The sequence below is a fragment of the Chryseobacterium sp. AG844 genome, assembly GCF_003182335.1.
Taxonomy (GTDB): domain Bacteria; phylum Bacteroidota; class Bacteroidia; order Flavobacteriales; family Weeksellaceae; genus Chryseobacterium; species Chryseobacterium cupriresistens.
This window is the reverse complement of sequence record NZ_QGTV01000045.1, coordinates 1-4,468: the sequence shown is the minus strand read 5'-3', so window position 1 is coordinate 4,468 and position 4,468 is coordinate 1. Positions and strand designations below refer to the sequence as shown.

Below are 4,468 nucleotides of genomic sequence, written 5' to 3'. Positions count from 1 at the left end.
TATAAAGATGGTGGTGATAAGGGACGTTCAAAAAGCAATAATGCAATATCTAAGTATGTTTATAATACATGGCTAAAAAATAACGGTGCAAATGGTGGGTATGTAAAATATAATTACAATGAAGCAGTATATACAGGAAAGAAAAAATAAATCAATCTAAATCTATGAAAAAAATACTTTTAATTACTCTTGTTTTCTTTTTTACATTTAATAAAAGTGCTATTAAAAAACAAGATTTACATAATATTATCAAAGGATATATAGAATATATTTCTAAAAAACGAAAAGTTGATAATAGGAATGAAATATTAGCAGTGAGTTTTCACGACCAAACAAAAGAGAAAGGTGAATATTCAATTGATGTAGCTTTTTTCAAACCTGAATTTATGGAAGGTATTCAATATAAGAATGTTTATATATTTGAAGGTTATAAACTTATACTGCCTGATAATGAGTGTAAAAGCATAGAGAAAATGTTTAAAAAAACCAAATATGAAAATTTCAATCAAAAGAAAACAATGATTAATGATGATTTTGAAAATTGGCATATTGTTTTAAACAAAAAAAATGAAATAACTTTTTTATCACCAGTTCCGATTTCGGGGTGTATGAAGTCAATTTTAATGAATAGAAAATTAAAATTCTCTGATACATATGAAAATATTACATTTTCTAATCCTTCTGCTGATTGCTCGACGCTTACACATTAATACTCTATACAATTATAACAAAACCCCCACCGCATTGCGGTGGGGGGTGTTTTACATAATAGATTGCAGTTTAGTTTGTTTGAGAAACGCATCCAGAAGAGCGAAGACATGCTGTCTATCGTTCCCCGCTCCCGCACGATTGTATCGTGTGGTACCTATATAGATTATCTTGTGCGCTGGCTATCTATAAAAAGTTATTGTTAGAAATGTAAGATAAAAATTTTTAGGAATTCAATTTTATATATTTGTCTCTAGTTTTTCGACCATACGAAAGGATTCGTGCGGGAGCGGGGTTAGAGAACAGCAAAATAAAAACAGGAAAAAATGAAAAAAAGAAATAAATTAAAAATATTCTTATACATAATATTTACATTTTGTTTTACAAATAAAATGACAGCGCAAATCTTGGAATTTTATAAACCAATTATAATAAGTTATAAACCTAAGCTGCCACACGAATCCTTTCGTGTGGTAGTATTTACAATTAGTTATATTTACCAGTACAGAGATCACCTAGGTAATGCCAGGGTAAGTTTTGCCAAAAGCAGCGAAGGGGGTTCTTGAAGTTACAGATACCAACAATTATTATCCATTTGGATTGAATCATATTGAAGGGATGCTTAGTAGTTCTAATTTTGGAGGGTATTATAGTTACAAGTATAACGGTAAAGAATTACAGGAGACTGGAATGTACGATTATGGAGCGAGGATGTATATGGCTGACTTGGGAAGATGGGGCGTTGTGGATCCGCTCGCGGAGAAGATGACAAGGCATAGCCCCTATAATTATGCCTTTAGTAACCCTATTAATTTTATAGATCCTGACGGTAGAGAAGGTTTAGGTTGGATACATCAGGTTATAGATGGACAACATAAATTGACCTATAATGCAAATATTAATACAACGCAAGAAGCAATGGATGCAGGGTATGCAAATGTGTATGGTGTTGCAGAAACAGGCGAAGTTACAGATCAAACTACAGGTGATGTGAAGTATACCTTAAATGCAGATGGAACTTATACTGATGCAAACGGTAACACTTCATATGGAGCGACAACAACACCTGGAGGAATGTATATAAAAGGTCAAGGTGCTTTTGATCTTACCAGATATCTTTCTCATTTAGGAAATGAAGGAGGTAACTTTTATACAAATTTGGGAGGTGCTGGTCCTTTAAACTATACTAATCCTTTTTTTAGAGGGGATATTGATAAAATTGTAAGCTTGGATGGTTTTATGGGTGGAATGGTTAATAGTTTAAGCAGGGGAACTGATGGTTCAGATAAGGTAAATTTTATGGTAGATATAATGTCATTAATAGATTTGACAGTTTCTGCAATAACAGGAAAAAGTAAAGTCGACACGGTATATTATAAAGATTATACTTTTGACAAAGATGGAATTAAAGATACTTTATATCAAACACCTATAAAGAAAGGAGAAACCTGGAATAGTGCTTGGAATAGAATTTATAAAACAGCGGATTCAACAAAACGATCTAAATATTAAAATTAATAATGGATAAACAAATTGTATTTTACGTTTTTTTATTTTTGTTTTTTTCATGTGAAAAGCAAAGACAGAAAAGTTCTAGGGATTTAAATTCAACGGAACATTTTTCAATTGCAACTGATTTGGGAAACTTAAAGAATGTTGAAAAGCATAAAATAAATGATTCGTTATATATAATAAAAGGAAAATTTAATTCATATGAAATAATAGGATATATAAAGGAAAATAATAAAAGAACTGGTTGGTGGGAAGCAAAAGATTATAAAACTAAAATGCTATTAGCCAGACTTGAATATCGAATGATTGATAATAAAGAATTTGTTAATCAATTTATTTTATATCAGGGTGGAAAAATAGATACGCTAAGAAGTAAATTTTATAGCTTTACAAAAACAGCAAATTTAATAAAATATAAATTTTATACACCTTATCAGCTAAAAGCTATTCGTTCACAAGGAAAATTAAATTATAGATATTTTTATGAAGAGGAAGAAAAAAAACATTTGGAATGTAATTGTAAGAAGGATAAAAACGTATTTAATTGCGAATTTTATTTTCCTAAGGGAATCAGTAATAAAGATATTTTTCTTAGAGGGAATTTTTGGGAAATGTTTCAATTGAACAATGGAGATATTGGTGAAAACAATATCTATATATTGGATACTATAAATCAAAAACGTTCTAATGAAACTGTGAAACTTTTTAATCCCGGATAACTCTACTTATCACCGCTGCCCAAGCTGCCGCACGAATCCTTTCGTGTGGTAGTATTTACAATTAGTTATATTTACCAGTACAGAGATCACCTTGGGAATGCCAGGGTAAGTTTTGCCAAAAACAGCGAAGGGGTTCTTGAAGTTACAGATACCAACAATTATTATCCGTTTGGATTGAATCATATTGAAGGGATGCTTAGTTCTTCTAATTTTGGAGGTTATTATAGTTACAAGTACAATGGAAAGGAATTGCAGGAGACAGGTTTTTATGATTACGGTGCGAGAATGTATATGCCGGATATTGGGAGATGGGGCGTAATTGACAACAAGGCTGAAAAATATTCACCGATGTCCCCATATATCTATGCAGGAAATAATCCTATTGCATTTATAGATCCTGACGGAAATGAATTAATTCTTTCATTTGCAACTGCAACTGCAAGACAATCTTATGAAAACTTAGTAAATTCTTCACTTGGGGGGAAATATGAAGCTGTTTATACTCAAATACAAGGGACAAATACATATAAAGTTACTCTTAATATGATTAATAAAGATGCTACCTTAACCAAAGAACAACAGGCTTTCTATGATAGCTATAATGAGGTCATTACAGCAAAAGAAATTGTTAGTCAAGATTTAGTAGAAAATGACAAATCAGTTGTGGTTGGAAGTTTTCAAACAGGTGAGATTGATATGGCAGATGTTTTAGAATTTGATAAAGTTGGAAAAGGAGGTACAAGTAGTGCAGGAGCTATAACTCATGAGCATATTGAGCAGCTGGAAAAAGCTAAAATGGGACTCAAAAAAGGCGACATAGGAAAAACAGAAACAGATGCTGCCGGAAATACCACATATCCCGATTTTAATAAGGCTCATGCAAAAGCTTTTAAGAAAGAGGGTAAAGTAAATGGAAATGAAAGAATAGAAACTGAAGGTCCGATGAGTATCAATGTATTCCAAGAGAAAGACAAAACCAAAACTAATCAGGCTATTTGGAAAAACGATACTACTGGAGGAATAACGGTTAAAAAAACAACATTATCATAATATGAAAAATATATTTTTTATTTTAGTATTATTACTGTTGGTGAATTGTACCAACTCTGTAAAGAAAAGTAATAATGTATATGTCGATGGAGACTGTATTGAAAATTTAGATTTCAAAAAGGAGTATTTTTCTAATATCAAGATTATTGATAGTCTAATAAATAAAAATGAAGGCAGTCAATTTAATAAATCCCTTGTATTTATTTCAAAGTATTCCCATGTTTCTTTTGAAAGTAGACTTAATTATGCTGGTCTGTATCCATCTGGAGTTTATGAGAAAGACCGAAAAGGTTGGATAGACTGGTATGAGAAAAATAAGTGTAATAATATACAGTTTAAGAAATAATATTTTAAACCCTCGCAATTTGCGAGGGTTATTATAAGTACAAGTACAATGGAAAGGAGCTTCAGGAAACAGGTTTCTATGATTATGGGGCGAGGATGTACATGGCGGATATTGGACGGTGGGGAGTAATCGA

General features: G+C 31.5%; 5 protein-coding genes. All 5 read left to right on the top strand.

Annotated features, from left to right (window positions below; all coding sequences use genetic code 11):
- Nucleotides 1-164: 164 nt before the first annotated feature.
- The 5 genes from DEU40_RS22170 (at nt 165) to DEU40_RS22150 (ending at nt 4,335) form a co-directional block, all read left to right on the top strand.
- On the top strand, nt 165-710 hold the full coding sequence (locus DEU40_RS22170) for a hypothetical protein (RefSeq protein ID WP_110011859.1): 546 nt from the start codon (nt 165-167) through the stop codon (nt 708-710).
- 535 nt (nt 711-1,245) lie between these two features.
- On the top strand, nt 1,246-2,220 hold the full coding sequence (locus DEU40_RS22900) for an RHS repeat-associated core domain-containing protein (RefSeq protein WP_410493765.1): 975 nt from the start codon (nt 1,246-1,248) through the stop codon (nt 2,218-2,220).
- A gap of 8 nt (nt 2,221-2,228) precedes the next feature.
- Complete coding sequence (locus DEU40_RS22160) at nt 2,229-2,939, top strand: hypothetical protein (RefSeq protein ID WP_110011858.1); 711 nt, start codon at nt 2,229-2,231, stop codon at nt 2,937-2,939.
- Nucleotides 2,940-2,984: 45 nt separating this feature from the next.
- Nucleotides 2,985-3,989 (top strand): RHS repeat-associated core domain-containing protein, encoded by a 1,005-nt coding sequence (locus DEU40_RS22820; RefSeq protein ID WP_317047542.1) that lies wholly within the window; start codon nt 2,985-2,987, stop codon nt 3,987-3,989.
- A gap of 1 nt (nt 3,990) precedes the next feature.
- Nucleotides 3,991-4,335 carry a hypothetical protein gene (locus tag DEU40_RS22150; RefSeq protein WP_110011856.1) on the top strand — a complete coding sequence of 115 codons (345 nt, stop codon included), beginning with the start codon at nt 3,991-3,993 and terminating at the stop codon, nt 4,333-4,335.
- Nucleotides 4,336-4,468: the final 133 nt, after the last annotated feature.

Coding starts and splice junctions, on each gene's coding strand:
- DEU40_RS22150 (WP_110011856.1), top strand. CDS start 3,991: ATGAAAAATATATTTTTTATTTTAGTATTATTACTGTTGGTGAATTGT.
- DEU40_RS22160 (WP_110011858.1), top strand. CDS start 2,229: ATGGATAAACAAATTGTATTTTACGTTTTTTTATTTTTGTTTTTTTCA.
- DEU40_RS22170 (WP_110011859.1), top strand. CDS start 165: ATGAAAAAAATACTTTTAATTACTCTTGTTTTCTTTTTTACATTTAAT.